General features: G+C 64.3%; 26 protein-coding genes and 1 tRNA gene. 8 read left to right on the top strand and 19 right to left on the bottom strand.

The window, feature by feature from the left end; translation table 11 throughout:
• The first annotated feature begins 39 nt into the window (after positions 1-39).
• The 3 genes from ACYBYQ_RS11825 to ACYBYQ_RS11815 are packed head-to-tail and all read left to right on the top strand — an operon-like array spanning position 40 to position 3802.
• Positions 40-1248, top strand: coding sequence for a DesA family fatty acid desaturase (locus tag ACYBYQ_RS11825; RefSeq protein WP_459614389.1), 1209 nt, complete (start codon positions 40-42; stop codon positions 1246-1248).
• Positions 1245-3500: a UvrD-helicase domain-containing protein gene (locus tag ACYBYQ_RS11820; protein WP_459614388.1), complete on the top strand. Its 2256-nt coding sequence runs from the start codon at positions 1245-1247 to the stop codon at positions 3498-3500. The genes ACYBYQ_RS11825 and ACYBYQ_RS11820 overlap by 4 nt, the downstream gene beginning before the upstream one ends.
• A gap of 5 nt (positions 3501-3505) precedes the next feature.
• A complete protein-coding gene (locus tag ACYBYQ_RS11815) occupies positions 3506-3802 on the top strand; it encodes a chorismate mutase (protein WP_459614387.1) in 297 nt (98 codons plus the stop codon).
• Between the two features lie 69 nt (positions 3803-3871).
• Here the strand turns inward: ACYBYQ_RS11815 and ACYBYQ_RS11810 are convergent, their stop codons facing one another.
• The 5 genes from ACYBYQ_RS11810 to dapC are packed head-to-tail and all read right to left on the bottom strand — an operon-like array spanning position 3872 to position 9895.
• On the bottom strand, positions 3872-5824 hold the full coding sequence (locus ACYBYQ_RS11810; RefSeq protein ID WP_459614386.1) for an ABC-F family ATP-binding cassette domain-containing protein: 1953 nt from the start codon (positions 5822-5824) through the stop codon (positions 3872-3874).
• Entirely contained in the window at positions 5821-6714 is an 894-nt protein-coding gene (prmB, locus tag ACYBYQ_RS11805) for a 50S ribosomal protein L3 N(5)-glutamine methyltransferase (protein WP_459614385.1), read from the bottom strand. The genes ACYBYQ_RS11810 and prmB overlap by 4 nt, the downstream gene beginning before the upstream one ends.
• A 5-nt stretch (positions 6715-6719) precedes the next feature.
• The gene (gene dapE, locus ACYBYQ_RS11800; RefSeq protein WP_459618764.1) at positions 6720-7856 is read right to left on the bottom strand and encodes a succinyl-diaminopimelate desuccinylase; all 1137 of its coding nucleotides are present in this window, start codon (positions 7854-7856) and stop codon (positions 6720-6722) included.
• The gene (gene dapD, locus ACYBYQ_RS11795) at positions 7853-8674 is read right to left on the bottom strand and encodes a 2,3,4,5-tetrahydropyridine-2,6-dicarboxylate N-succinyltransferase (protein WP_459614384.1); all 822 of its coding nucleotides are present in this window, start codon (positions 8672-8674) and stop codon (positions 7853-7855) included. The genes dapE and dapD overlap by 4 nt, the downstream gene beginning before the upstream one ends.
• 24 nt (positions 8675-8698) lie before the next feature.
• On the bottom strand, positions 8699-9895 hold the full coding sequence (gene dapC, locus ACYBYQ_RS11790) for a succinyldiaminopimelate transaminase (RefSeq protein WP_459614383.1): 1197 nt from the start codon (positions 9893-9895) through the stop codon (positions 8699-8701).
• 97 nt (positions 9896-9992) lie between these two features.
• On the opposite strand from dapC, the gene ACYBYQ_RS11785 reads away from it, so the two are divergent.
• Positions 9993-10079: transfer RNA gene (locus ACYBYQ_RS11785), tRNA-Leu, on the top strand.
• Between the two features lie 143 nt (positions 10080-10222).
• Positions 10223-11233: a tyrosine-type recombinase/integrase gene (locus ACYBYQ_RS11780; protein WP_459614382.1), complete on the top strand. Its 1011-nt coding sequence runs from the start codon at positions 10223-10225 to the stop codon at positions 11231-11233.
• 67 nt (positions 11234-11300) lie between these two features.
• Here the strand turns inward: ACYBYQ_RS11780 and ACYBYQ_RS11775 are convergent, their stop codons facing one another.
• The 7 genes from ACYBYQ_RS11775 to ACYBYQ_RS11745 all read right to left on the bottom strand — a co-directional run bounded on the left by ACYBYQ_RS11775 (position 11301) and on the right by ACYBYQ_RS11745 (position 16860).
• Positions 11301-12266, bottom strand: coding sequence for a DUF2971 domain-containing protein (locus ACYBYQ_RS11775; RefSeq protein WP_459614381.1), 966 nt, complete (start codon positions 12264-12266; stop codon positions 11301-11303).
• A 209-nt stretch (positions 12267-12475) separates the two neighbouring features.
• Positions 12476-12739, bottom strand: a complete 264-nt coding sequence (locus ACYBYQ_RS11770; protein WP_459614380.1) for a helix-turn-helix domain-containing protein — start codon at positions 12737-12739, stop codon at positions 12476-12478.
• 276 nt (positions 12740-13015) lie between these two features.
• A complete protein-coding gene (locus ACYBYQ_RS11765; protein WP_459614379.1) occupies positions 13016-15706 on the bottom strand; it encodes a toprim domain-containing protein in 2691 nt (896 codons plus the stop codon).
• Positions 15707-15713: 7 nt separating this feature from the next.
• The gene (locus ACYBYQ_RS11760) at positions 15714-15872 is read right to left on the bottom strand and encodes a DUF4406 domain-containing protein (protein ID WP_459614378.1); all 159 of its coding nucleotides are present in this window, start codon (positions 15870-15872) and stop codon (positions 15714-15716) included.
• The gene (locus ACYBYQ_RS11755; RefSeq protein ID WP_459614377.1) at positions 15869-16069 is read right to left on the bottom strand and encodes a hypothetical protein; all 201 of its coding nucleotides are present in this window, start codon (positions 16067-16069) and stop codon (positions 15869-15871) included. Before ACYBYQ_RS11755 ends, ACYBYQ_RS11760 begins: the two co-directional genes overlap by 4 nt.
• Positions 16070-16190: 121 nt before the next feature.
• Positions 16191-16586: a hypothetical protein gene (locus tag ACYBYQ_RS11750; RefSeq protein ID WP_459614376.1), complete on the bottom strand. Its 396-nt coding sequence runs from the start codon at positions 16584-16586 to the stop codon at positions 16191-16193.
• Entirely contained in the window at positions 16579-16860 is a 282-nt protein-coding gene (locus ACYBYQ_RS11745; RefSeq protein WP_459614375.1) for an Ogr/Delta-like zinc finger protein, read from the bottom strand. Before ACYBYQ_RS11745 ends, ACYBYQ_RS11750 begins: the two co-directional genes overlap by 8 nt.
• A 291-nt stretch (positions 16861-17151) precedes the next feature.
• Here ACYBYQ_RS11745 and ACYBYQ_RS11740 point away from each other — a divergent pair, with 291 nt between their 5' ends.
• The 3 genes from ACYBYQ_RS11740 to ACYBYQ_RS11730 all read left to right on the top strand — a co-directional run bounded on the left by ACYBYQ_RS11740 (position 17152) and on the right by ACYBYQ_RS11730 (position 18505).
• Positions 17152-17559: a helix-turn-helix domain-containing protein gene (locus ACYBYQ_RS11740; RefSeq protein ID WP_459614374.1), complete on the top strand. Its 408-nt coding sequence runs from the start codon at positions 17152-17154 to the stop codon at positions 17557-17559.
• An 8-nt stretch (positions 17560-17567) separates the two neighbouring features.
• On the top strand, positions 17568-18053 hold the full coding sequence (locus ACYBYQ_RS11735) for a hypothetical protein (protein ID WP_459614373.1): 486 nt from the start codon (positions 17568-17570) through the stop codon (positions 18051-18053).
• A 113-nt stretch (positions 18054-18166) separates the two neighbouring features.
• On the top strand, positions 18167-18505 hold the full coding sequence (locus tag ACYBYQ_RS11730; protein WP_459614372.1) for a hypothetical protein: 339 nt from the start codon (positions 18167-18169) through the stop codon (positions 18503-18505).
• A gap of 14 nt (positions 18506-18519) precedes the next feature.
• Here the strand turns inward: ACYBYQ_RS11730 and ACYBYQ_RS11725 are convergent, their stop codons facing one another.
• From ACYBYQ_RS11725 to ACYBYQ_RS11695, 7 genes are all read right to left on the bottom strand, one after another.
• Entirely contained in the window at positions 18520-19584 is a 1065-nt protein-coding gene (locus tag ACYBYQ_RS11725; protein WP_459614371.1) for a contractile injection system protein, VgrG/Pvc8 family, read from the bottom strand.
• Positions 19584-20039 carry a phage tail protein gene (locus ACYBYQ_RS11720; RefSeq protein WP_459614370.1) on the bottom strand — a complete coding sequence of 152 codons (456 nt, stop codon included), beginning with the start codon at positions 20037-20039 and terminating at the stop codon, positions 19584-19586. The genes ACYBYQ_RS11725 and ACYBYQ_RS11720 overlap by 1 nt, the downstream gene beginning before the upstream one ends.
• Positions 20040-20050: 11 nt before the next feature.
• On the bottom strand, positions 20051-22606 hold the full coding sequence (locus ACYBYQ_RS11715; protein ID WP_459614369.1) for a phage tail tape measure protein: 2556 nt from the start codon (positions 22604-22606) through the stop codon (positions 20051-20053).
• Positions 22607-22608: 2 nt separating this feature from the next.
• Positions 22609-22722, bottom strand: coding sequence for a GpE family phage tail protein (locus ACYBYQ_RS11710; protein WP_459614368.1), 114 nt, complete (start codon positions 22720-22722; stop codon positions 22609-22611).
• 8 nt (positions 22723-22730) lie between these two features.
• The gene (locus ACYBYQ_RS11705; protein ID WP_459614367.1) at positions 22731-23081 is read right to left on the bottom strand and encodes a phage tail assembly protein; all 351 of its coding nucleotides are present in this window, start codon (positions 23079-23081) and stop codon (positions 22731-22733) included.
• A gap of 17 nt (positions 23082-23098) precedes the next feature.
• Positions 23099-23608, bottom strand: coding sequence for a phage major tail tube protein (locus ACYBYQ_RS11700; RefSeq protein ID WP_459614366.1), 510 nt, complete (start codon positions 23606-23608; stop codon positions 23099-23101).
• Between the two features lie 67 nt (positions 23609-23675).
• Positions 23676-24857, bottom strand: coding sequence for a phage tail sheath protein (locus ACYBYQ_RS11695; protein WP_459614365.1), 1182 nt, complete (start codon positions 24855-24857; stop codon positions 23676-23678).
• Between the last annotated feature and the right edge of the window lie 631 nt (positions 24858-25488).

Here is a 25488-nt window from a genome sequence, read left to right as displayed (position 1 = left end):
GCACTCCTATATTTCACACGAGGCTACAACACAGCTTTTATGGATCAAGTCCTCAGTTTCCTTTCCCACGGCCTGGCGCAGGCGTCCTGGTGGCAGATCGTTCTGTATACCCTGGTGGTCACGCACATCACCATCGTGTCCGTCACGGTCTTTCTGCATCGCAGCCAGGCGCACCGCGGTCTCGACCTCCATCCCGCGGTGATGCACTTCTTCCGGTTCTGGCTCTGGCTCACCACCGGCATGGTCACCAAGGAATGGGTCGCCATCCACCGCAAGCATCACGCCAAGTGCGAAAAAGAGGGTGATCCGCATTCGCCCATGCTGTTCGGCATCTGGAAGGTGCTGTTCCGCGGCGCCGAGCTGTACCGCCAGGAGTCCGTCAATCGCGAGACCATGGCCAAGTTCGGCCACGGCACCCCCGACGACTGGCTCGAGCGCAACATCTATTCCAAGCACAGCCTCGCCGGCATCCTGATCATGCTGGGCATCGACCTGGCCCTGTTCGGCGCCATCGGTCTCACCGTGTGGGCCGTGCAGATGGCCTGGATCCCGTTCTGGGCCGCGGGCGTGGTCAACGGCATCGGCCACTACTGGGGCTACCGCAACTACAACAGCCCCGACACCAGCACCAACGTGTTCCCCTGGGGCATCATCATCGGTGGCGAAGAGCTGCACAACAACCACCATGCCCATGGCACGTCCGCCAAGTTCTCGGCCAAGTGGTACGAGTTCGACATCGGCTGGTGCTATATCAGCGTCCTGCGCTTCCTGGGGCTGGCCAAGGTCAAGAAGGTTGCGCCCAGGCTCAAGCTCGATCCCACGGCCAAGGCCATCGACCTGCGCACCCTGCAGGGGGTGATCACGCACCGCTACGAAGTCATGGCCCGGTACGCCGACGTCATCAAGCAGGCTGCCGGCGAAGAGCTGGCCAAGCTCAAGGCCTCGCGCGACGAGAACAGCGCCCAGTGCCGCTGGGCCACGCTGCGGCGCGTGCGGCGCTGGCTGCACCGCAACGAAGAAGTCCTGCAGCCGGAGCAGCGCGCCGAGGTCGACCAGGTCATCGCCCAGAACCAGTCGCTGTCCACGCTGGTGCAGATGCGCCGCGAGCTCGGCCGCCTCTGGGAAAGCTCCAGCGCCAGCAGCGAGCAATTGCTCCATGATCTGCAGAACTGGTGCCAGCGCGCCCAGCAAAGCGGCATTGCCGGGCTCGAGCAGTTCGCCCTGCGTCTGCGCCGCTACGCGGCATGATGCTTGAGAAGCTCAACCCGGAACAACGCGCCGCCGTCACCCTGGATCCCCAGCACGCCCTGGTTCTAGCCGGGGCGGGCAGCGGCAAGACCCGGGTGCTCACCACCCGCATGGCCTGGCTGATTCAAACCGGCCAGGCCAGTCCTTTTGCGCTGCTGGCGGTCACGTTCACCAACAAGGCGGCCCGCGAGATGCTCGCGCGCATGACGGCCACGCTGCCGATCGACACGCGCGGCCTCTGGATCGGCACTTTCCACGGCCTGTGCAATCGCATGTTGCGTGCTCACCACCGTGACGCCGGGCTGCCTCAGACGTTCCAGATCCTCGATATCGCCGACCAGCTGGCCGCCATCAAGCGGTTGCTCAAGGGCAACGGCATCGACGACGAAAAGTATCCCCCGCGCGACGTGCAGCGCTTCATCAACGGCGCCAAGGAAGAAGGGCTGCGGCCGGCCGACGTCGAAGCCTGGGACAGCTATCGCCGGCGCATGATCGAGATCTACGAGCTCTACGAAGCGCAGTGCCAGCGCGAGGGCGTGGTCGACTTCGCGGAGCTGCTGCTGCGCGCCTACGAGCTGCTGCAGCGCAATGCTCCCGTGCGCGAGCACTACCAGCGGCGTTTCCGCCATATCCTGGTCGACGAGTTCCAGGACACCAACACGCTGCAGTACAAGTGGCTGAGGCTGCTGGCCGGGGGGGGCGCGGCCATTTTCGCGGTGGGCGACGACGACCAGTCCATCTACGCGTTCCGCGGCGCCAATGTCGGCAACATGGCCGACTTCGAGCGCGACTACGCGCGCGGCAGCGTGATCCGCCTGGAACAGAACTACCGCTCCTACGGGCATATCCTGGACGCGGCCAATGCCCTGATCGGCCACAACACCGGCCGGCTCGGCAAGAACCTCTGGACCGACCAGGGCGAGGGCGAACCGGTGCGCGTCGTCGAACTGCCCAGCGACGCCCTCGAGGCGCAGTGGGTGGTGGACGAGATCCGCGCGCTGGTCCAGGAAGGCAGGCTGCGGCGCGAGATCGCAGTGCTCTATCGCAGCAACGCGCAATCGCGCGTGCTCGAGCATGCGCTGTTCTCCGCCGGCATTCCCTACAAGGTCTACGGCGGCCTGCGCTTTTTCGAGCGCCAGGAGGTCAAGCATGCGCTGGCCTACCTGCGGCTCATGGCCAACGCCGACGACGACACGTCCTGGATGCGGGTGGTGAACTTTCCCGCGCGCGGCATCGGCGCGCGTACGCTGGAGCAGCTGGCTGACGCTGCGCGCGTCCATGGCACCAGCCTCCATGGCGCGGTGGCCATGGTGGGAGGCAAGGGCGGTTCCAACCTGGCACAGTTTGCCCAGCTGATCGCGCGCATGGCCGACGAGACCCGCGGCCTGCCGTTGCCGGAGGTGGTCGAGCACATGCTCGAGGGCAGCGGCCTGATTGAGCACTACAAGGGCGAGCGCGAAGGCGCCGAGCGCCTGGAGAACCTCAACGAACTCATCACGGCCGCTGCCGTGTTCGCCTCCGAGGAAAACTACGACGGCCTGCCGGCCGGCAAGGTGCCCGAGGTCGACGGACAGCCCGCAGCCGACGGCCTGACGCCGCTGGCCGCCTTCCTGTCCCATGCGGCGCTGGAGGCCGGCGACAACCAGGCCCAGGTGGGCCAGGACGCCGTCCAGATGATGACCGTGCACGCGGCCAAGGGCCTGGAGTTCGACGCCGTGTTCATCACCGGTCTGGAGGAAGGCCTGTTTCCCCACGAGAACAGCATCCTGGAGCAGAGCGGCCTCGAGGAAGAGCGGCGCCTGATGTACGTGGCCATCACGCGGGCGCGCGAACGCCTCTACATCAGCATGGCGCAGAGCCGCATGCTGCATGGCCAGACCCGCTACGCCATGCGTTCGCGCTTCCTCGAGGAGATCCCCGAGGCGCACCTCAAATGGCTCACCCCGCGGGTGGCGGGCGCCTATGCCCAGGCCGTTTCCGACGGCTGGGGCAGCGGGCGGCGCGATGCCTTCGGCCGCGCGCCCACCGGCGCCATCGCACCGCGGGCGCCGCGCGGCCTGTCCAGCGGCATCACGGTCGGCGCCCAGCATTTCCGTCTCGGCCAGGGCGTGCGCCATGCCCGTTTCGGCGAAGGCACCATCATCGGCCTGAGCGGGGCCGGCCAGGACGCCCAGGCCCAGATCCAGTTCCGCGAGGTGGGGGCCAAGACCCTGGCGCTGGGCATTGCCAAGCTCGACATCATCGAAGGATGAGCAACATGGCTGATACCCGCAGCGAGCTTCCGGCATTGCAGGCCGAGGTCGACGAGATCGACCAGCAGATATTGCTGCTCCTGGGAGTGCGCTTCCGCTGCACCGACCGCATAGGCGAGCTCGAGCGCGAGCATGGCCTGTCCGCCGACGGCCCGCATGCCAGCCGCGAGGCGCGGCGTGAGCGCATCCGGGCGCTGACGCTGGATTCGGGCGTGCCGACGGAACTCGCCGTCACGCTGCTCGACGCCATCATGGATGCGGTAGAGGCCGAGCAGCGCCGCCAGCGCGAACGCTACTCCTGATCCCTTGCGGCCAGCGGCTCCTGCGCGGGCCGCGGGCCCGCAGGCGCGCGGCGCCCGCCGCAGGGACCATTATTCCGCCTGCTTGTCGATGGCCTCGAGTTCTTCGAGTATGGCCAGCCATTGTTCCTCGAGGTCGCTGGCGTGCTTGCCGAGCTCACCGTGCTCGGCCATGACCTGCTGGCGCTCGGCCCGGCGCGCTTCCGAATAGAAATCCTGGTCGGCGATGCGTGCGTCGAGTTCGGCCATGCGCGAGCGGGCCCGTTCCATGTCGGCTTCTAGCTTGGCGAGGCGCGCCTCCAGCGGCTTGCGCAGCGCCGACAGCCGCTGGCGTTGCTCGGCTTCCAGCCTCTTCTGGGCCTTGCGGTCGGGCGCCGGGCCAGAGGCGGGGGAGGAGGGGCCCCCGGACCGGGCTTCGGCGCGGGTCTGCGCCCGACCGGCCGACTGCCGTTCGGCCAGCCAGTCGCGATAGTCTTCGAGGTCGCCGTCGAATTCCTGCACGGCGCCGTCCGCCACGATCCAGAAGCTGTCCACCGTGGTGCGCAGCAGATGCCGGTCGTGCGACACCAGCAGCATGCTGCCCGAGAACTCGGCCAGCGCGGTGGCCAGCGCCTCGCGCGTTTCCACGTCCAGGTGGTTGCTGGGTTCGTCCAGCAGCAGCAGATTGGGTTTCTGCCAGACGATGAGCGACAGGGCCAGGCGGGCTTTTTCGCCGCCCGACATCGGGCCGACCTTGCTCGTGACGGCATCGCCCGAAAAACCGAATCCCCCCAGGTAATTGCGCAGCTCCTGCTCGCGCACTTCGGGGGCGATGCGGGCCAGGTGCTGCAGCGGCGTGCCGTCCAGGTCCAGCATGTCGAGCTGGTGCTGGTGGAAATAGCCGATGGCCAGGCCGCGCGAGGCGCGCCGCTCGCCATGCTGCACCGGCAGCTCGTCGGCCAGCGTCTTGATCAGCGTGCTCTTGCCCGCGCCGTTGGCGCCCAGCACGCCGATGCGGCTGCCGGCGCGCACCATCAGGGTGACGTCGCGCAATACGGGCTGCGCCCCGCTGGCCGGATCTGCATAGCCCGCCGAGACGTGTTCCAGCGTGAGCAGCGGGTCGGGCGTATGTTCAGGCGAGGGGATGCGGATGTCGATGCCGGCCTCGGCATGGACCGGCGCCATGAGTTCCATGCGCGCCAGGGCCTTGACCCGGCTCTGCGCCTGCTTGGCCTTGCTGGCCTTGGCCTTGAAGCGGTCGATGAAGCCGCGCAGGCGCGCGGCTTCGCGGGTCTGGCGTTCGTACGCCACGTTGGCCTGGCGCAGGCGCTCCGCGCGCTGGGCCAGGAAGCCCTGGTAGCCGCCGCGATAGCGCACCAGCTTGCCGTGGTCGAAATGCAGCACGGCGCGCGCCACGGCGTCCAGGAACTCCGTATCGTGCGAAATCACCAGGACCGTGCCGGGGTAGGCGCCCAGCCACTTCTCCAGCCACAGCATGGCGTCGAGATCCAGGTGGTTGGTGGGTTCGTCCAGCAGCAACAGGTCCGAGGGCGCCATCAGCGCGCGCGCCAGTGCCAGCCGCATGCGCCATCCTCCGGAGAAACTCGCCACCGGCCGCATCCAGGCGTCCGGCGCGAAACCCAGGCCGGCCAGCAGTTGCTCGGCGCGCGAGGCGGCGTCCCAGGCGCCCGCATCCGCCAGTTCCGACTCCACTTCCGCGATCCGGGTACCCTGGTCGTCGGCCAGGGCCGCACGCTGCGCCTGCAGCGCGCGCAGGTGCCGATCGCCGTCGATCACGAACTCGCGGGCAGGCCTGTCGTTCGCCGCGATTTCCTGCTCCACGCTGGCGATGCGCCAGCCGGCCGGCATATCCAGCGTGCCGCCGTCGGCGTCCAGCTCGCCGGTGAGCAGCCCGAACAGCGTGGATTTGCCCGCGCCGTTCTTGCCCACGATGCCTACGCGTTCGCCCGGATGGACCACGAAGTCGGCGCCGTCCAGCAGCACCTTGGTGCCCCGGCGCAAGGTCAGCCCTTGTGCGCGGATCACGGCGTCAGCTGCCGGCGCTCGAGCAGCAGGATCTGTTGCGTCGCTTCGGCGGTGTCGAGCCAGACCGGCTGGAGATCCGGGAAGGCAGCCACGAAGTGCTCGTATTCATGGCCGATTTCCAGCACCAGGATGCCCTCGTCGGCCAGGTAGCGCGGCGCCGCCTCCAGGATGCGGCGCACCAGGTCCATGCCATCGTCGCCGCCTGCCAGCGCAAGCCCGGGCTCGCGTCGGTATTCGTCGGGCAGGACATCCATGGAGCCGCTGTTGACGTAGGGCGGATTGCACACGATGAGGTCGTAGCGCTGCGCCGGCAGGTCGTCGAACAGGTCGCTGCGATACAGCTTCAGGCGATCCTGCAGCCCGTATTCCTGCACGTTGCGTTCGGCCACTGCCAGCGCGTCGGCCGAGACGTCCACCGCATCGACCTGCGCGTCGGGAAACGCCAGCGCCGTCAGGATGGCCAGGCAGCCCGAGCCGGTGCACATGTCCAGGGCCCGGCCCACCGCCTCGGGATCGGCGATCCAGGGCGCCAGGCCGGTATCGAGCAGTTCCGCGATGGGCGAGCGCGGCACGATCACGCGTTCGTCCACGTAGAAGCGATGGCCGCGCAGCCACGCTTCGCCGGTCAGGTAGGGAGCAGGCACGCGTTCGTCGACGCGCCGGTCCAGCAGCGCCAGCACCTGCTCGCGCTCGGCGGGCAGCACCCGGGCATCCAGGAAGGGCTCCAGCGTGTCCAGCGGCAGGTGCAGCGCATGCAGCACCAGGTATGCCGCCTCGTCCCAGGCATTGTCGCAGCCGTGGCCCAGGGCCACCTGGGCTGCATTCATGCGCGAGACCGCATAGCGCATCAGGTCGCGCACGGTTTGCAGTTCGGTTCGGGAATCGGGCATTCGTGTCACCGCACCAGCAGGTTTTCGAGCGTGCGGCGGTAGATGTTCTTCAGGGGCTCGAGGCTGTCCAGCGCAATGCGCTCGTTGATCTTGTGGATGGTGGCGTTGCCCGGGCCGAACTCGATCACCTGAGGGCATATCTTGGCGATGAAGCGGCCATCGGAGGTGCCCCCCGTGGTCGAGAGCTCGGCCTGTACGCCGGTCTCGTCGCGGATGGCGTCGACCAGGGCGTCGGTCAGCGAGCCGCGCGGCGTGAGGAAGGGTTCCCCCCCGAGCTCCCAGTCGAGCGTGTATTCGAGTCCGTGCCGGTCGAGTATTCCGTGTACCCGCGCCTTCAGGCCTTCGGGCGTGCTGGCGGTGGAGAACCGGAAGTTGAACAGGGCCACCGCCTCGCCGGGCACCACGTTGGTGGCGCCGGTGCCGGCGTTCAGGTTCGACACCTGGAAGGTCGTGGGCGGGAAATATTCGTTGCCCTCGTCCCATTCGGTTGCCGCCAGTTCCGCCAGGGCCGGCGCGAGCTGGTGCACGGGGTTGCGCGCCAGGTGCGGATAGGCCACGTGGCCCTGGATGCCCTTGACGACCAGCCGGCCCGACAGCGAGCCGCGCCGCCCGTTCTTGCAGGTGTCGCCCAGCACCTCGCCCGAGGTGGGCTCGCCCACGATGCAGTAGTCCAGCTGCTCGCCGCGGCGCTGCAGTTCCTCGCACACGATCACGGTGCCGTCGACTGCCGGACCTTCCTCGTCGGAGGTGAGCAGCAGCGCGATGGAGCCGGGATGGGCCGGGTGGGCGGCGATGAATTCCTCGACCGCCACCACGAAGGCGGCGATCGAGCTTTTCATGTCGGCGGCGCCGCGGCCATAGAGAAAGCCGTCGCGTTCGGTCGGCGCGAACGGATCGCTGTCCCATTTCTCGAGGGGGCCAGGAGGCACCACGTCGGTATGGCCCGCGAACACCACCAGCGGCGCAGCGCTGCCGCGGCGCGCCCACAGGTTGGTCACGCCGCCGCGGGCGATGGTTTCGCAGGCGAAGCCCATGCGGGCCAGCCGCTGCGCAAGCATCTGCTGGCAATCGAGGTCGTCGGGCGTGACCGAAGGGCGGGCGATCAGGTCCTTGACCAGATCCAGGACGGCAGAGCTCATCAGGCCCTCAGCAGATCGTTGATGCTGGTCTTGGCGCGCGTCTGGGCATCCACGCGCTTGACGATCACGGCGCAGGCCAGGCTGTGCGAGCCGTCCTGGGACGGCAGCGAACCGGGCACCACGACCGAGCCGGACGGCACGCGGCCGTAGAGGATCTTGCCGGTGGTGCGGTCGTAGATCTTGGTGCTCTGCGACAGGAACACGCCCATGGCCAGCACCGAATTCTCTTCCACCACCACGCCTTCCACGACTTCGGAGCGCGCGCCGATGAAGCAGTTGTCTTCGATGATGGTGGGGTTGGCCTGCAGCGGCTCGAGCACGCCGCCGATGCCCACGCCGCCCGACAGGTGCACGTTCTTGCCGATCTGCGCGCACGAGCCCACCGTGGCCCAGGTGTCGACCATGGTGCCTTCGTCGACATAGGCGCCGATGTTGACGTAGGACGGCATCAGCACCACGTTGTGGGCGATGTAGGCGCCGCGGCGCGCCACGGCGGGCGGCACCACGCGGTAGCCGCCCATCTTGAAGGCGTTCTCGCCGTATTCAGCGAACTTGAGCGGAACCTTGTCGTAGAACTGGAGCGGCGCCTGGCCCATCACGGCGTTTTCCTGCAGCCGGAACGACAGCAGCACCGCCTTCTTGATCCACTGATGCACGACCCATTCGTCGTTCAGTTTTTCGGCCACGCGCAGCCGCCCCAGGTCCAGCGCGGCGATGGTCTGCTCGACTGCCTCACGGACTTCGGCGCCGGCGTCGGTGGGAGAGAGGTTGGTCCGGTTCTCCCAGGCTTGTTCGATGGTGGTTTGCAGGTCGAGAGTCATGAGGATTCAGTGTCAGTGGGTTGATCAAATCGAGGTTCGGACGAAATGCGCGATGCGGTCGGCTGCGGCCACGCATTGCTCGAGCGGGGCGACCAGCGCCAGGCGCACATGGCCCTGGCCCGGGTTGCGGCCCTGTGTTTCGCGCGCCAGGAAGCTGCCCGGCAGCACGGTGACGCCCGTGCGGGCGTAGAGATCGCGGGCGAAGGCAGTGTCGGAGCCCGGGGTGGGCACCCAGAGATAGAACGAGGCATCGGGCAGGCGCACGTCCAGCGCCGTGGACAGGCGAGGCACCACGGCCCGGAACTTTTCGCGGTAGAGGCTGCGGTTCTCGCGCACATGGGCCTCGTCGGACCAGGCCGCGATGCTGGCAGCCGCCACCAGCGGACTCATCGCGCTGCCATGATACGTGCGGTAGCGCACGAATGCGGCGATCAGCCGGGCATCGCCCGCCACGAAGCCCGAGCGCAGGCCCGGCACGTTGGAGCGCTTGGACAGGCTGGAGAAGGCCAGCACATTGGCGTAGTCGTCGCGGCCCAGGCGCCGCGCCGCCTGCAGGCTGCCCAGCGGCGCATCGCCGTCGTCGAAATAGATCTCCGAATAGCATTCGTCGGAGGCGATGACGAAGCCGTAGCGATCAGACAGCGCATAGAGCTCGCGCCATCCGTCCAGCGTCATCACGTTGCCGGCCGGATTGCCGGGCGAGCACACATAGACCAGCCCCGTCTCGCGCCATACCTCTTCGGGCACGCCAGACCAATCACAGCCGTAGCCGCGGGCCGGATCGGCATCGAGGTAGTAGGGGCGGCCGCCCGCAAGCAGGGCCGCGCCTTCATAGATCTGGTAGAACGGATTGGGGCACACCACCCGGGCGCCCGCGGTCGGATCCAGCACCACCTGGGCGAATGCGAACAGCGCCTCGCGCGAGCCCAGCACCGGCAGCACCTGGGTGTCGGGATCCGGCGCCGGGATGCTGTAGCGGTGCGCCAGCCATTGCGAGATGGCGGCGCGCAGTTCGGGCTGGCCGCGGGTGGCCGGATACACCGAGAGGCCGTCGAGGTGCTCGCGTATGGCCTGCATCACGCAGGCCGGGGCGGCATGCTTGGGCTCGCCGATCGAGAGGTCGATCGGCGCCAGCTCCTGCGGCGCCGGGCCGGCCTGGGCCAGCAGCGCGCGCAATTTTTCGAAGGGGTAGGGATGCAAGGCATCCAGGCGGGGGTTCATGGCGCAGGATTTTAACAAGCAAGCTACAATATCGGGCTTGGCCGTCGGAAATGCCGCGTGCGCACCTCGATGGCAGCCCGGGATGGGCAATCCCAACGCGAGGGTGGCGAAATTGGTAGACGCACCTGGTTTAGGTCCAGACGCCGTAAAAGGTGTAGGGGTTCGAGTCCCCTCCCTCGCACCACTTAGATAAAATTCGTTGATCCGGTAGAATCAATAACGAGAAAAATCAACGAGTTAGAGCATGGCGGCGAAGCTGCTTGACGGCATGGGAGCACAAGTTTTCAACATTTGGCCCCGGCTTGGCCCCATGCCTGGCCCCATGAAATGGCGAGTATCCAGCAGGTAGCCGGCGGCTGGCGGGTGCAGGTAAAAGTGCGCGTACCTGGTCACGACAAGCCGCTGCGCGATAGTCAAGTTTTCCCGACCAAGAGGGATGCAAAAATCTGGGGTGCAACCAGAGAGGCGGAGCTGCGCGCTCACGGCGCCGTGGAGGCTCCAAAGGACGCACCCACGCTGCGGCGGGGATTGCGGCGATACGCCGAAGAAGTGGCTCCGAAACATAAAGGGGAGAAGTGGGAGGTGGTCCGACTTACTGCCTTTGAGAACCACCCCGCGCTCCCAGTGGATATGCCGATGGGCCAAGTCGAGCCCAGGCACATCGCTGCATTCCGTGATGCGCGATTGAAGGTCATCACATCCGGGTCCGTGCGCCGCGAGATGTCACTGTTGTCGTCGGTCTTTACGGTGGCTCAGAAGGAATGGGGATGGGTAAAGGCCAATCCGTGCGGCGAAGTGAAGCGCCCAAAGCAGGGTAAGCCGCGAGAGCGGGTCATCCAATGGTGGGAACTGCGCGCCTTATTGCGCCAAATGAAGTATCGGCCCAGAGCCCCGCATGTAGGCTCGACCGCGGAATCTGTCGCAGTATGCCTGCTGCTGGCTATTCGGACTGGAATGCGAGCGAGCGAGCTATGTGGTTTGACCTGGGACAGAGTGTATAGCGATTACGTACATCTACCTGACACGAAGAACGGCACCGTACGCGACGTACCCCTGTCCTCGCGGGCACGGCGCTTGGTTGCACGACTGCGCGGTTGGGATGAGCCAAGTGTCTTTGGTCTCGATGCTGCGAGCTTGGATGTTCTCTTCCGTCGCCACAGGGAGCGTGCCGGACTGGTGGGATTCACGTTCCACGACTCGCGCCACACTGCGGCGACGATGATGGCATCGAAGGTTGATCCGCTTACGCTATGCAAGATTTTCGGTTGGACAAACCCGAAGCAGGCGATGGTCTATTACAACCCGACCGCCTCGTCCATAGCGGCGCGATTGGGATGAGTGCTGATTTAAGGATTTATGCCCATGTAAGCCTGCGACTTCTAAAAATGGACGTGGTGTCACAACCTTAGTTCCGAAGCGGAATGCCCGTCACAACGATCTTTTTTTGGGCATCGGGCACATTCAGTTGAGTCAGCTTGTCGACATAGGCTTCCGCTATTGTGTTGGCGTCTGTCGACGGGCCAATTAGCACACGATCCAACAGGGCTGGAATAGTCGCTCCCACAAACCCCTCCTCGGGGTAGTCGCGAAACGGTATTTTGTAGATCCTTTGTGGTACTCCGCCTAGGCTTATCAACTCCATGGGGATCCGATCGTTGGATTGCGTCTCTTGCAGAGTGGTAGGGAGGGGGGAGTAGATTACCCGCCATTCGCGCTCTTCACGGAACGCCGGATGTTTAGTAGATTGAACTGCGAAGCGGAAGGCATGGATCAGAAGACGCAGCACTAACGTGCCTCCAAGCTGCCTTAGGATTTCGATATGTCTCTCTATGGACGAGACTACTTCCTCGAATGCTGGCTGTCGGTCGTCAGGCATCGTGTACAACACAGGACTGGTATAAGCCCCTAATGCGTTGCTTGGCGTGACGAACGGCCTATTATTCAAGACGAAAGCAATACCGTTTTCTGGCGCGTAGGCGCGCCACATGGAGAGCCTGCCAAATTCATCTTCATGGTCCAAGTGCTCCGATATGGACATTAGATATGTTTGGCTTAGCACTTGCTCGAGGTGGTCATGGAGGCTCGACTCTAGAGCGCGTGGCAACCCGGGATTAATGTCAGACAGCGCAGCCTTCAGCCGCTCCCCTGCAGGTCCATCGAGAGCTCGGACCAGGCAATCGCACCCATGGCGGACTTCAGAAAAGTCATTCATTAAGCTGGAGTTGCGCAAGAATATATGCCCGGAATCGAGGATTTTAAATCCGGTCTCCGCGGTGGTGTAGTGGGCAAACCGTAGCCCAGTGTTATTGGCTTCTTCCATTCGGTGCAGCGCGTAGGGCATGAATATGCCTACGATTTCTCTATCATCCATATTGTTCCTCCGTCTACTAGAAGTCACTTTTTGCTGCAGCTGAAACTGCTCGAACGAGCATTGACGTGTTGCGCTTCGTCAGGTTGCGGGGCGAACAGTATTGTAGGTCGGACGACTGGCTCGAATGTGACTGATTTCACCCCTTATGGCGCATGCCGCTCGCCAATACCGGAAGGTCATTCCGATATTGGCGCGCATCAGTTTCGGCTCTACCGACTTCTTTGCATGAGGTAGCGGCGAATTTCCGCTCCAGTGATACGGCCGTCCACCGGCTTAATTTTCCCTTCAGCTATGCGTTTTTTCAGGGTGTTGTAGGACATGCTCAGGCGCTTGGCGGCATCCTGCAGGTGATAGACGGCGAGAGCGTCGATGGCCAGTGCCGCGCCACGCTCGGCTGCCTGCGTGAGCAGTTCGCCGAGTTCGCTCGGAGCCAATGTTATTGCTGGCGGTGTAGGTTGGTTTACTTCTTTCATTCGTTGTCCTTGTCGCCCGCACACGCGCGTTTGAAATCGCGGGCCGGCTGAGGGGCTTGGTTAATACGGGTCGATATGGCTACGGAAGATGTAGGCGAGGGCGGCGCCGCCGGCGGCGGGCGAAACTCATGAGGGTGCGCCTGGGCGGCGAGTGCGATGGCCGTGATTTGCAGGCAGCGAGCTAGCGTAGGATTGCTGAGCGCATCTGCGAGTGGACCGCGCAGGCGCGCGGCAGCATGTGCGCGCGCCAATTGTTCGACGGTGGGCGATTTCATGTCATGCCCCCTTCTTGAACACCCAGCAGTGCACGGCGCCAGGCGATCCGGCATTGGCGCGGATGCGGCTCTTGACCGTTTTCACGTCGACGAACTTATGCCGGCGGCTGGTGCGCAGGACTTTTTTTAGGTCGCGGATGCTGGGGATCTGCTGCTTGTGGACGGCCGCTTCTTCAACATAGTGGTTGAGGTTGACGGCTATCTCGTCATCGTGGGTCGAGTGATTCAGGCGCGGAGAAATGTCGTCGCCGTTCAGGTACTCGAATGTGTCCCAGAACTCCTGCACCAGCGGATGGTCCGCGTTGATGAGTTGCTGGCGGTTGATTGCCAGCTGAGGAATGAGGTCCAGGACAGCCTGGTGCTGGGCGTCGGACATCTTTACCACGAGGCGCAGGGCGTCCACGATGGCCATCATCTGCGCGTGGCATTCGGCGATCCGGGTCATCTTGACCTCCGGCATGGCCATCAGCTGGGTGATGTAGCCCGGCGTGCGCGCGGCGATCACCTCCATTACCTGGGCCTCGCGCTTCGTTGCCGCTAGGACGAACCCGGAGACCTCGCTCATGTCCGTGGTGCTCAGGGCTTTGGCGGCCGCGAACGTTTCCGCGTTCTGCCCGGCACGGTCGAAGAACAGGTGTACGATGCGCGATTGGATGGCCTCGCCGGCGGCGACCTGGGCATTTTGCGAAATGACGACAGTGCCCCGGAAGGGCGGCTCGTACGTGTCGTTACCTCCGTTGGCAACGCCTCGGGCGCGGATGCCGCGACCGTTGTACATGGGTTTCAGTTCATCCCAGTCGAAAGCTTTGCTGTGGGTGCCCTTGTCATCGCCCACTCGCTCGCGGTCTGACTCGATCAGAACCACCGGCATGGCGCTGGTACGCGCGAAGTTGCGCGCGCGCGCCGCCGGAGTGGCCTTGGCTGGGTCGAAGCCCTCGTAGTCGCGCCCGAAGAGCTTCCACAGGAATTCAATGATGGTGGTCTTTCCTGCGCCGGCCTCGCCCACGACCTCCAGGAAAGGGAAGCTGCGGAACTGCTCGCGCACTTGTTCGGCGAACAGAGAGCCAAACCAGAAGGCTAGCGCCACCACGCCTTTGGCGCCGTATGCCGCCCACAGCTTATCGAACCAATCAGCCCGGTAATCGTGGGGATCGGCGTTGATGGTCATATCGCTGACCACTAGGGATTTCACGGCCAGCTTGCCCAAGTCGAAGTAGTCCTCTTCGTTCAGGCTGTAAATCTGGCCATCTTTCACGGCCACGTCGCCGAAGATATAGGCTCGATGTTCCTTGCTATAGCCGATGTAGTCGACGGTCTCCACGCGCTTGATGTTGTAGAGGCGACGCTCCATCATGCGATCGAGGTGCTGCTGCGTACCGCTGAACATGGCTCCGGCCCCCATCGCCAGTAGGCGCTTCTTGAACTCGCTGGCGGCGGAAACCTGTGCCGCCGTGAACGTGTTTTTGACGGGCTTACCGTCGTGGGGGAATTCCACCCGGAAGTAATACCAGCTCTCATCGGTCAGGCGGTTTTCCTGAAAATAGAGGGGCTGGGGATAGCAGTTGCAGATGGTGCGGACGGCACCGGCCTCCCGCAACGCGGTCTCGCGCATCTGCTGCGGCGTCATGTTGGCACTGGCACCTTGCTCGTCCAGCCGATCCAATGCCTTCGAGTAGGCCGAGACATCCATCTCAAACCAGTACAGGCGTTTGCCAAACTCGAAGTCGAACGCTGTCCTGCTGTTGTCGTGTTGATAGATCAGCAGGGCTTTCTCGGTGGCCGTCTCAGCCATGAGGAGGTCGCCGTAGTAGCGATAGGTGCGCAGGCCGTCCGGGTCGAGGTGCTTCTTCTGGTCTTCGCCCGCGTGGCGGTCCAACAGAAAAAGATCGTTCCAGTCGCGCTTGCCCTTGCCCCGCTGGGGGATGTAGGCCGCGACCGCTTGCCAGCCCTCACGCCGGGCGCGCAGGACGTGTTTGCGGATGAAGGCGGTGCCCGCCTTATCGCCGTCGAGCGCCACCACGAGCTGCGGCAGCGTGCCATTGGCGCCGCGCGCGACGCGCAGGCTGGCCAGGGCAGCCGTCGGGTAGTTGTTGCACGACATCAGGGCTACGGCCGGGATGCCGGCCTGCGTCATGGCGATGGCGTCGAAAATTCCTTCCACCAGCCACAGCACGGTGACGGTGGCCAGGTCAACTGTGGGCGGTACCCACCATGTGCCCATGTAGCTACCGCCGTATTGGAAGCGCGCCTTCTGCTTGCCGAATCGGTGGGGCTGATCGATCAAACGTTCCCACCACGTCGTGCCGACGTTGAAGCGCACGGTTGCGCTTCCGATGCCGCGCTCGCGGTCGTGGTAGTACTCCTGGGTGTAGCTGCCCCGAAGCGGGGCCAGGTCGAAGCCGCGCGCGTGCGCCAGATAGGCGTCGGCGGCGGCGTTCGGGTTGGTTTTCTGTTGTTCCGCGAATCGCTTGGACCAGTTATCGAAAATCTCCGGGAACAGGTCCTTCACGTGTCCTTCGTAGCCGCAGTTGTTCAGGCGGCCGCAACGCAGCACCCAGGGATGTTCAGCGTTCGTGTACAGCTCTTTCTTGCCGCAAGCTGGGCATAGGCCCCGCCGCAGCCAGCCGGACCGTTCCCGAAATCCGTAGGTTTCCAGGCGAGCCATCACTTCTCGGTGTAGGTCGGGTTTCATATGGCTATCAGGGAAAACGCCGCAGCACGGCCGCGCCCGCTGCATCAACATCGAACAGCCAGACCGGCATGCCCAGGCCAGCATCGCGCAGGCGCGCCGCAGCGGCGTGGAATGCCGCATGGTTGATGTTTGACCCCGTCATGGGGTCGGCAAGGTAGATCTTCATGCCCTTTCCACCGTGTTGCACTCACGCATGGCGCGCCGGGCGGGTGTATGCATCAAGCAAGAGCGGGCCCGCATGTCGGCGGCCACGGAAGCATCGCCATGTGCGGCTGACAGGAAAAGGTTGCAGCCGGCCTCATAGTGGTTATTGAGCAGGTGCTCAAACAGCCAGTTGAGCGCGATCAGCTCGTCGTCGCGCATGTGGGCCTCTACGCGGGCCATGACGGGGATTGCGGGCATGTTGCGTTTCTCCAGGCAACAGGAAGCCACAACGGGCGCGAGGCGCCCGCCGGGGCGGGGAATGCTCTATAGGGGTAGGGGCTTAGGCGGCTACGGGCGCCCGGGCCTGACTGGATTCATGGTGCTGCAGCAATTGCAGCAGTTCCGCGGCGGAAATCACGCGCGTGGTGTTGGTCGCACGGTCTACGACAAAAAGCGCGTGGCTGGTACTGCGGTCCATGTCGAATGACACCCGGCTGCGGCGGCTGGCCAGCTCGGCGATGGCCTGGGCGGCGTGCGTCTCGGCTGTGCGACGTGAGCAGTTGCAGATCGCCATCAGATGGGCCGTGCAGCGCTCCAATAGCAGATTGTCGCGGCTGCTGGGCGTGGTGGCGCCGTTGGCTTGTTCAACACGCAGGAACTCGTGCGCCTGGTCAGAGATGAAATCGCGGCTCCAGTCAGGGCCGAGGAAGTGGGGGACTTTGGCGTGACTATTCATGGTCGAGACTGAGCTGGTTGGGGTTGGCGGATTTGGCGCTGGCCGCACGGCGCAGCGTTTCGCTATAGGGCGAGATGGGCAGGCTGACGCCGGACCGGGGGATGGCGGACGGCGAGATGGTTGCGATGGCCTCGACGTGCGCTTTCCAGGTGTGCCCGCAATACAGGTTGCGGCACTGGAAATACACGACCCTCACCAGCGGCGACAGGCGCTCGCTGGATCGCACGGTCGCCCAGTCGTCGCAGTGCGGGCAATTCATGCCGAGGACATTCATGGTTAGCCCCGGCGGGTCTTGGGGGACTTGGCGCGTTCAGTCTCGTACTGGGCGAGCCCTCGGCGGTACATCAGCAGCGCGAAGGATGCCGCTGAACGCTCTTCCGACGCAGCCAGCGTTTTGCATTTCTCGATGTCGGCTGGCGACATCCGCAGCCCAATCATCTGTTTTTCGTTTCGTTTGCATGCACCAGGACGGCGCGATGGTGTATGTTGCATAGCGTGACACTCTGCTCAGGGACGTGACGAGCAGATAATAGATTCAAATGAATCCATCGTCAAGAGGAAATAGATGCGAATAGAACTCGGCTTGCGGCTACGCGAAGAGCGCACCCGCCTGGGCATGAATCAGGCAGAGTTTGGGGAATTGGGAGGGGTCAAAGCGCTTGCCCAGCGGAATTACGAGGCGGGGAATCGATCGCCTGACGGTGAATATCTCGCGGCGCTGGCGGCTAAGGGAGTCGATATTCAGTACGTCGTGACAGGAATACGGGCCATCACGCCCGAGCAGCTCGCTGACGATGTTCGGCGCATGAGCGATGCCTGGGAGACGCTGGAGCTGGCCTTGGTGAAGGTGAAGAAGACACTGCCACCCGCGAAGAAGCGTATGGCTGCCGAGGCGCTATTCCAGGCCAGCAAGGCACAGGTGGGCGCGACCCGTGATCAGTTAATGGATCTGGTGCTAAAGCTGGCGGCGTGAGGTGAACCATGGAGAAAGACGACACCGTCGTGCAATTCCCGAGGGCGCCCCGCCGGGATGATGACGTACTGGCCACGTTGAACGGCGCGCTTTCACAGGCCAGCCCCACGGTGGACGAGGCGGCGCGCATTCACCAGCACGCCGAAGGTACAAGCCATATCCAGGCTGGCCGCGACATCAACGTCTATGGCGCGTCGACATTCCCGGAGAACGGCGACTTCATCGCCTGCCCAGCGTGTCACCAGCCGGTAGGCCGATATGCCGACACCTGCCTGCACTGCGGCAACAACGTCCGACGCCACTATCTGGCGCTACATCAGCAGCGCGTCCAGCGGCGAGCAATGTATATCGCCGCTCCTGCAGCGGTCGTCCTGTTCTCCGGACTTCTCCTGCATCAGCTGGGCTGGATCCCCGACGTGTGGAGTGGTGATGCGGCCGTCGTAATGGGCGTCGCCGCGCTTATCGGCCTAGCGGCGTCCCGGTTGCTGAGATAGCAGGCGGGACGCCTTCGAGCCGGCCGATCTGACGCCCTGATCCTGCCGGCGAGGGCTGTGGGCCGCGTGCATCGCGCGCCTGCATGGAGCCGGCTGCTTGCAAAGGAAGGAAGATGTACGAAGACAAGCAATCGAAGGTCCTGCAGTTCGAGCGCCCCGAGGCTCACAAGGCCGACGATGTGTTGCGCACGCTGCGGGCCGCTCTGCAAGATGCGGACCCCGAGCGCAGTGCGGCAACTGCGTCGTCGGCAGAGGCCGCCAATCAGGAAATTATCGGGGATGGGAACATGCAATTGCTGGCGGGTCCTGCCGTCAGCCAGGTGATCCGGGGCAACAACAACGTGCAGATTAGCGAGGCATGCGTGGTGCTGAAGCTAGATGTGGTTGTCGACCATAAGCGTCCGCCCAAAGCGCGCAAAAAATTTTGCCGTAGTTGTAACTACATAAGATAAAAATAGACAGATAGTTAATCTGCGTCGTCCGTTTCGGACACCGGTGCGCGGCCGGCGTCGCCCTGGTCGCGCATCTCCGCGGCCTCTGCCGTCTCCGCCTCAAGGCGAGTAGTCAGGCCGTTGTCGTTGAGGCTATGCGCCAGGCGTGCGATCAGCCAGGTGTACGTTCCGAGCGGATTCTTCAGGTTGGTTACCACGAGGCGGCTCTGCGGGATCAGGTCGGGCCGCCCGAAAGCCAAGTCCATCTCGAACGTGGCCACGCCGCGCTGGATGCGCTCCCATTCGGCCTTCGCGTTGGCCAGCGCGTCGGCTTCGTTGCCAAACAGGGTTTTCAACCGTTTGGCGTTGCCGCTGACGCCATACAGCACGCTGCGCCGTTGCGCCTTTGCCTTGTCCTGCCAGTAGGCCCGCACGCCGGTGTAAGAATTCCGGTCAGCGGCATGAAAGCGTATCCGGTCGCCGTCTCCGCGCTGCAGGGTGATGGTGGGGGTTTCCTTGCCACTGGCGGTCTGGCCCTGCGCCACCGGCAGGAAGAGCAGGCGCTTGTCTTTGATCGTGGCGACCGCATCGTAGCGTTTGCCGATGCGGGCCAGAAACGCCGCATCGGATTCGTTGGTCTGGTCGATATGTGCCACCTTGACCGGGCCGAAGCTGCCGACAACAGGGGTCAGGCCATGGTCCTCGGCGATGGTGGCGACAATCTCCGCGATGGTCTTGTCGTGAAAGCTGCGCTCGTTACGCGTGCGCAGCGCCGAACGCATGTCGGCACTGCGCGCCCGAATTGTCACGGTGTCGGGTGGCCCCGAATACTCCACCTCGTCCACCGTGAATTCTCCTTTGTCGACCAGGCCGGTATCTTGCCAGCCCAGGGCCAAGCGCACGACCACTCCGCGCGCCGGTATCGCCAGCTGCCCGTCGCTGTCGTCCAACTGGATCTCGAGTTGGTCGGCTTCATCGCTGCGGCATTCCGTCAGCGATAGCTGCATGAGCCGTGGGCGGATCTTGGCGGAGACATCGCGACCGTCTAGCGTCACGCGCCAGGCGGGTGTGCGGTGACCCGTGAGGTGGGGAGAGGGCATTACAGGCTCCAATCCAGCACCGAGCCGTCCATGCTGCTTATAGGCAGCTGCAGGTCATCGAGCAGCGTGCGTGCTTGGGTATCGTCCACGCATTGGAGGTTGATGGTGAACTCCACCCGCATGGGCTGGCCATTGACGTAGAAGAGGGATTGGTCCTCTTCCATGCTGCTGATAACCCAGGCGCCATAGACAGTGCCCGAGCCGTCGACCAGCACGTATGCCTTGCCGGTGTCGGCCATGCGCCGCAGTAGGGTCAGGGACCCTGCCGAGCCGGCCAGCTCGGGAATGAGGACGCCGCCCAGCGTAATGGCATCCTGTCCTTTGCCGACAAACTGGTATCCCGGCATGCTTCCCATTCGGGTGTTAGACGGATGCCGCCATTCGGTACGGCGCCGCAGGGATTGATACGCAAGGGTGGGCAGGCTGAATACGAACATGCCCAGCGCCATCATCATGGTGACTTCTCCTAATCAATGTCGCGCAGCGCCGAGCGCAGGCGAGCGCCTTTCTCGGCATCACGCCGGCGCAACGCGTCTTCCACCGCACGGGCGATATCCTGCGGATTGCCGGACGCCACCGAGATGTGCAGCGTGATGGTGTCTCCCTGGATGGAGACCGGCGGCTGCGCGGCCGGCGCGGTGGCCACGGCCGTCCGCGTATCGAACAGGCGATCTGGCGGCGTGTCCGCAGCCGCCACAGGCCCCGCACTCAGCGCCACGGAGGCGGCCAGGGCTTGAGCCGCCTTTACCGCGGTCGGCTGCTGCCGAGTGATGCCGAGCGCGGCGCCTTCGGCGACATAGCCGCCCATTTCCATCATGACGCGGCTGGGAGATTGGATGCCCAGCTTGTCCTTGAACCATGACACGACGCTGCCGCCCATGTTGGAAATCGTCTCCCGCACGGCGCCAGCCATGCTCACGACTCCGTTGATAAGCCCTTGCATCAGCATGGATCCGAAGTCGGAGAACTTCGCTGGCAGCTCGATGCCCAGCGCCGACAATCCAGCGGATATGCCGCGATACACGACGCCCAGTGGTGACCAGTCAGCGAGCAAGGCAACAATGCCGCCGAGCCCGCCGGAGAATACCTGCTTCACCGAGTCCCATAGGGTAGAGAAAAAGCCCTTGATCGGCCCCCAGTACCGGTAGATCGAGTAGGCCGCTAGCCCGATAGCTGTGATGGCCAGGGCAAGTGGGTTGGTCAACAAGGCTCGGCCGAGCCAGACGACGACGGTGCCGACGAGCCGGATTGCGCTGGCCAGGACGCCGAGGGCGCGGCCGGCAATAGGTGCGCGGGCCCCGAGAAGGGTCATCCCATACTGGAAGATGGCAAACGGCCCGACAAGGCTGGCCAGCGCCAGCGTCAGCGTTCCCATGATGGCCACCACCGCAGCGAGTACGGCACCTACGCGGAAGATGGAGCTGGTCAGCTGAGGGTTGGCCTGGGTCCAGCGTGCGATGTGGCCGATGGCGCCAGTGATACCTTGCACGAGCCTGCGCAGAGCGCCGTCCTCTTGCTCTTCGATCCCAATGCCGAAGTCCTCCCAGGCGCTGCTCATGGCGTCAAGATCGCCCCGCAGGTTGTCGGCCATCTTTGCGGCGGTGCGGTCGGCCTCTCCGGCCGACTGGCGCAGTGTGGCGACGAACTTCTGGAGCTCGCCGCTACCGGCCTGGTTGACGAGCACCTGCAGGCCACTGAAGGCCTCTTCGCCCGCGATGGCCTTGAATAGGCCAGAGCGTTGGGCGGTGCCCATGTTCTGTGTCCGCCTGTGGATCTCGCGGAGGATAGTCGGGAGATCCCGGAGGTTCCCGGCGGCGTCTTTTGTCTGGATATTCAGCTCGGCCAGTGCATCGGCGGCCATCTTCGGCGGCGCCGCCAAGCGGCTCACAATCGCGCGCAGTGCGGTGCCACCCATGCTGCCCTGGATGCCGGCGTCCCCCAGCTTGCCCGCCATGGCCGCCATCGTCTCGATGTCCTGGCCCACGCCAGCAGCCACGGGCGCGACGTACTTCATCGTTTCGCCCAGGAGGTACAGGCTGGTATTCGAGCGGGTAAACGCGCCGACCAGCACATCGCCGACGCGGCCCATTTCAGAGGCCTGCAGGTTGAAGCCGGTGAGGATATTGGAGCCGATATCAGCGGTCTGGGCCAAATCGGTATCGCCCGCCTTGGCCAGCGAGAGCATGCCGGGCATGGCCGCCTGGATGGCATCCGGGCGAAAGCCCGCCATGGCCAGGAAGCCCTGCGCGTCCGCCGCCTGCCCCGCCGTGAATTGGGTAGACGCCCCAAGCTGGCGTGCCTGTGCCCGGAGCATTTGCGCCTCGGGGCTGTCTTTCTCGAGGCGCGCCAGTGCCTGAACGCGGCTCATGCTCACATCGAAGTCGAGTCCGGGCGCCAGGAAGCGGGCGGCAGTGTAGAGGCCTGCGCCGCCGGCGGCTGTGGCGGCGACACCGGTGCCAGCCATGGAGCCGGCTGCGCCGCGCATGCGGTCCATTCGTTCCTTGGCAGAAGCCAGCCGCTGTTGCTGTGCGGCGGTTGCCTTGAGGCGCGCGGCCTGCTGGTTGAGTGCCTGGTTGGTCTGCAGGATGCGCTGGCGCAGGTCTCGCTCGTGCTGCACCAATTTCCCGGTGGAAATGCCGGCGTCGTGTAGGCGGCTGCGCAGCTGCTGCAGTTCGCGCGCTTGCTCGCCGTGGCGCGCCTTGAGCTGCTGAGCGCTGCGCACCGCGACATCGAACTTCCGGCGCATGGCTTGGGTTGGCGCCGTTGTGGCCTGCATCTGGCGTGCGAGCTCAGCGACACGCTGCTGCGCGGACGACAGCTCGCTGCGGGTTGCCTGGAGCCCACGGGCCAGCTCGGTGAAGCGCCCTACATCGCGTTGGGTCGCGGATAGCGCCTTGAGGCGATCGCGCAGGTCGCTCATGCTGCGGGCCGAGGCGACGGAGCGGCCCCGGATCCGGGAAAGCGGAGCCGAGAGCTTGTCTTGCATTGCCGCGATGATGCGCAGCTGCAGATTCTTGTCCATCGTTACTCAGGCTGCGAGCGCACCCGCGCACGCTCGCGCCACTCCATCAGTTCCTCGGGGTAGAGGTCGTACATCGCCTTCGGCGGCCAGTGGAATACCGCGGCGATGTCCGCCATCGCGTCCTCTACGCAATTTGGAAGGCGGCGCGGTCCGCCTTGGACATGAAAAAACTGGCCACCGTCGCGCCCACCGCCATCAGGTCGGCCGGATCCAGATTGGCGATCTCCTGTTTGGTGAGGATCGGCTCGCAAATACGCGGGAGCACGGTCTGCAGGGCGATGACGTCGATTTGCGACAGGGCCACCAAGGTGACACCACGCAGGGCGCCGGACGTCGGCTTGCGGATGGTCAGCCGTTCGATGACTTGGTCGCCGCGGCGGATCGGCTCGTCCAGGGTGACGGTCTGCGCGCCGGCGTCCTGGCTGGCGGCTGCGGGCGACTGGACGTGCTCGGTGGATTGGTTGGTATGTTCCATGCGATGCTCCAATTGGGTTACATGCCGATGGCGCGGCGGATGGCCTCTTGCTTGTCCACGCCGTTGACCATGTAGACCAGGTTGAACAGGTCAATCTCCAGCAGGGTTTCGCCGTTCAGCGTCTCCTTGTAGTAGGTGCATTTCGTGGTGATCTTCCATTCCGTGTCGTCGCCCACCTTCGCGTCGCCACGGTCGAGCTCCGAATGGCGGCCACGCAGGACGATCTCCACGGTATCGACGTCTTCGGTGTCGTCGCGTTGGTATGCCTGGGCAAAGCGCAGCTGCACGCCGTCCACGCCCGTGGCGCCGTATTGCTGCAGTACCTGCTTGACGTAACCGCCCACCGACCACTCCACCTGCAGCGCGTCGTCGTCCAGGCCGAAGTCGGCATGTGCAGCGCCGAGCATGCCGGCCGCGCGATAGGCCTCCATCTTGCGTGAGAGTTTCGGAGGTGTGAAAGAGGCGATTTCGCCGAGGTAGCTGGCGCCATCGTTGTAAAGATTGAGATTCTTCAGTTTGCTGGGCATGCCCATGATGAATACTCCAGGGGTAGGGAGGAAGCGGCCGGGCCGTTAAGGCGACCGGCCCGCCGCGTTAGGCGTTGATCCGCTGGCTGAAATCGAGCAGATAGCGGTCGGTGATCCGCTGGCGGAACACGATGTTCTCGGCGGGCGGAACCGGCGTGTAGTCGTAGTCCAGATAGAGCTGCCCCGACTTGAGCGTTTCCTTGGTGTTGGGCTCGTCGTCGTACCAGGCGGATCCGTCGAGGATGTAGCCCTGGTTTTTCCACGTGCGGAACTTGCTGTTGATGCCTTCGATGATGTCGCGGACTAGCGAGGGGTGCATGGGCTGGTCCGCCGCCCACATATGCGCTTCCGCCATGGTGTCGGCGATGATTTGCGCGGTGCGCGTGTAGTTCTCGAAAGGGTAGAGGCTCTGGGGACCCGCGCATGTGCGGCTGCCCCAAAAGCGGAAGCCGGTCTTGTTGATGAGTACCGTGACGTCTTTCTCGTTGAGGTAGCCGGCGTCGGTAGCAGGGTCTTGAAGATCCCAGTAGACCGGCTTGTCGATGCCTGTTACGCCGTTGACGACGACATTGGAGAGGGTCTTGTGCCAGCCGGTCTCCTGGTCAATCTTTGCCCGCAAGCCCAGCGCAGTGGCGGACGCCGATATCGCCGCTTCGGAGTTGGTGGCGGTGTCCCAGCCCAGGAAGTTTGGCCAGATGAGCATCAGCTCGCGTTGGCCGAAGGTTTCGCGGTAAGCGGCGACGTCTTCCTTGGTGTTGCAGTTCCAGGCGCCGGCATATGCGAATCCGCGGAGTGCTTGCGCGATGGTGGCCAGCTGCGCAGCCACCGCCGGCGTCTCCAGGCCCGGCGCGCCCAGAATACGCGGCTTGACGAGCGGCCCACTGCTCTGGGCCGCGAGTAGTGCGCGCATGCCGGTGTAGCGGCCGTTGGCGTCGGTGCCGCCGATCACGTTGGAGGTGGTTTCCGCTTCGGTCTCGCCCTGGGGAACGCGCACGATGACGGTCGCTGGGTTGGTCTGCGCGCCGATGGCTTCCAGCGTGCGCGCCAGCGTTCCGGTGTCGCCGGCCTTGCCTGCAGCAGCGCGGATGTTGGTCGCCAGGACGGGGGTATTCAGCGGAAAGGTGACCGGGTCGGCGTCATCGGCAGTAGCCACGAAGCCGACAACGGCGGTTGAGACAGTGCGAATTGGGCGCGTGCCGTCGTCAACTTCGATAACGCGCACGCCGTGGTGATAGGAGTCGGCAGCCATGTAGCCCTCGTGTGTTTGGGGTGCTCGATGCACCAGGGGAACGTGGCGCCAGTTTGGCGTTTCGCGCGCGCGCGGGCAGCTCATTTGCGGTGTATGAGCCGCATCCACAATGAGCGATAAAGTTCAACCTCTAGAAGTCGTTACGGCGCCCCAACTCCGAACAGAATCGGACTCCGTCAGTGCGCAGGGGCGCTAGGGACAGCTCGCAGCTGCGTGGCAGGAGTATGCGGGAGGCTATTGACTCGAGCGCTAATGATCGTTGATAACAGAGTGCCTAACCCAAGAAGGAAACAAGTATTCCAAATGGGATACACAACTCCACGCTGATGGCAGTAGAAAGGCCCTTTTGCTGGCTTCTTCAGTAATAACTATTCCGTGCGGCATTATTCCTAGTCTGTAATTAGGATTGTCGATGTCAGCCACCAGCGATGGATGTGCCGCAACGGTGTTTGGATCGCAGACCCACTGGGCCAAAGTGTCAGCGGCGCCAAGCATTTGGTCCGCGGTACTAGTTACCGCAAGTGGGGTAGCAGCGGTAGTCAGGCCAAAATTTGGACCTATATACGTCTTGCCTCGAATAGTGATTAGGGAGTTGACGCCACTCCTGCGGAACCGCTCCCGTTGTTGCGCC

It is taken from the genome of Bordetella sp. 2513F2 (assembly GCF_054642735.1).
This window is presented reverse-complemented; position numbering and strand designations above follow the sequence as displayed.

Bases quoted from the DNA above. Each gene is read 5' to 3' on its own strand.
- ACYBYQ_RS11825 (WP_459614389.1), top strand. From the start codon at position 40: ATGGATCAAGTCCTCAGTTTCCTTTCCCACGGCCTGGCGCAGGCGTCC.
- ACYBYQ_RS11820 (WP_459614388.1), top strand. From the start codon at position 1,245: ATGATGCTTGAGAAGCTCAACCCGGAACAACGCGCCGCCGTCACCCTG.
- ACYBYQ_RS11815 (WP_459614387.1), top strand. From the start codon at position 3,506: ATGGCTGATACCCGCAGCGAGCTTCCGGCATTGCAGGCCGAGGTCGAC.
- prmB (WP_459614385.1), bottom strand. From the start codon at position 6,714: ATGCCCGATTCCCGAACCGAACTGCAAACCGTGCGCGACCTGATGCGC.
- dapD (WP_459614384.1), bottom strand. From the start codon at position 8,674: ATGACTCTCGACCTGCAAACCACCATCGAACAAGCCTGGGAGAACCGG.
- dapC (WP_459614383.1), bottom strand. From the start codon at position 9,895: ATGAACCCCCGCCTGGATGCCTTGCATCCCTACCCCTTCGAAAAATTG.
- ACYBYQ_RS11780 (WP_459614382.1), top strand. From the start codon at position 10,223: ATGGCGAGTATCCAGCAGGTAGCCGGCGGCTGGCGGGTGCAGGTAAAA.
- ACYBYQ_RS11775 (WP_459614381.1), bottom strand. From the start codon at position 12,266: ATGGATGATAGAGAAATCGTAGGCATATTCATGCCCTACGCGCTGCAC.
- ACYBYQ_RS11770 (WP_459614380.1), bottom strand. From the start codon at position 12,739: ATGAAAGAAGTAAACCAACCTACACCGCCAGCAATAACATTGGCTCCG.
- ACYBYQ_RS11765 (WP_459614379.1), bottom strand. From the start codon at position 15,706: ATGAAACCCGACCTACACCGAGAAGTGATGGCTCGCCTGGAAACCTAC.
- ACYBYQ_RS11760 (WP_459614378.1), bottom strand. From the start codon at position 15,872: ATGAAGATCTACCTTGCCGACCCCATGACGGGGTCAAACATCAACCAT.
- ACYBYQ_RS11755 (WP_459614377.1), bottom strand. From the start codon at position 16,069: ATGCGCGACGACGAGCTGATCGCGCTCAACTGGCTGTTTGAGCACCTG.
- ACYBYQ_RS11750 (WP_459614376.1), bottom strand. From the start codon at position 16,586: ATGAATAGTCACGCCAAAGTCCCCCACTTCCTCGGCCCTGACTGGAGC.
- ACYBYQ_RS11745 (WP_459614375.1), bottom strand. From the start codon at position 16,860: ATGAATGTCCTCGGCATGAATTGCCCGCACTGCGACGACTGGGCGACC.
- ACYBYQ_RS11740 (WP_459614374.1), top strand. From the start codon at position 17,152: ATGCGAATAGAACTCGGCTTGCGGCTACGCGAAGAGCGCACCCGCCTG.
- ACYBYQ_RS11735 (WP_459614373.1), top strand. From the start codon at position 17,568: ATGGAGAAAGACGACACCGTCGTGCAATTCCCGAGGGCGCCCCGCCGG.
- ACYBYQ_RS11730 (WP_459614372.1), top strand. From the start codon at position 18,167: ATGTACGAAGACAAGCAATCGAAGGTCCTGCAGTTCGAGCGCCCCGAG.
- ACYBYQ_RS11725 (WP_459614371.1), bottom strand. From the start codon at position 19,584: ATGCCCTCTCCCCACCTCACGGGTCACCGCACACCCGCCTGGCGCGTG.
- ACYBYQ_RS11720 (WP_459614370.1), bottom strand. From the start codon at position 20,039: ATGATGATGGCGCTGGGCATGTTCGTATTCAGCCTGCCCACCCTTGCG.
- ACYBYQ_RS11715 (WP_459614369.1), bottom strand. From the start codon at position 22,606: ATGGACAAGAATCTGCAGCTGCGCATCATCGCGGCAATGCAAGACAAG.
- ACYBYQ_RS11710 (WP_459614368.1), bottom strand. From the start codon at position 22,722: ATGGCGGACATCGCCGCGGTATTCCACTGGCCGCCGAAGGCGATGTAC.
- ACYBYQ_RS11705 (WP_459614367.1), bottom strand. From the start codon at position 23,081: ATGGAACATACCAACCAATCCACCGAGCACGTCCAGTCGCCCGCAGCC.
- ACYBYQ_RS11700 (WP_459614366.1), bottom strand. From the start codon at position 23,608: ATGCCCAGCAAACTGAAGAATCTCAATCTTTACAACGATGGCGCCAGC.
- ACYBYQ_RS11695 (WP_459614365.1), bottom strand. From the start codon at position 24,857: ATGGCTGCCGACTCCTATCACCACGGCGTGCGCGTTATCGAAGTTGAC.